Here is a 270-nt window from a genome sequence, read left to right on the forward strand (position 1 = left end):
GTGCGGCAGGCAGACGGCACGACGTTCGAAGCGGTGGTGCAGGATACTGGCGGCGCAATTAAGGGCGCCAAGATTGACGTATTAGTTGCGAATGAATCCGATGCAGTACAGTTCGGGCGGCAGTCGGTGCAGGTTCGCGTAATAAATTAACGGGAGGGAGGCCCTTGCAGTGGCGGATATAACATGAAAGGATTTAATCTCGCTTACAGAACGCTTCTTAGACGAATACCCGACTAAGCGAGAGAAGCGAGAACTTGACGACCTTGCTAG

At 53.0% G+C, this 270-nt stretch carries 1 protein-coding gene; it reads left to right on the top strand.

The features are described 5' to 3' along the window. Positions 1 to 36: 36 nt before the first annotated feature. Positions 37 to 150, top strand: a complete 114-nt coding sequence (locus tag SB660_RS20780; protein WP_410584241.1) for a 3D domain-containing protein — start codon at positions 37 to 39, stop codon at positions 148 to 150. The last annotated feature ends 120 nt before the right edge of the window (positions 151 to 270 follow it).

Origin of the sequence: Bacillus sp. SIMBA_005 (genome assembly GCF_046535585.1) — a bacterium.
Classification (GTDB): Bacteria; Bacillota; Bacilli; order Bacillales; family Bacillaceae; genus Bacillus; species Bacillus pumilus.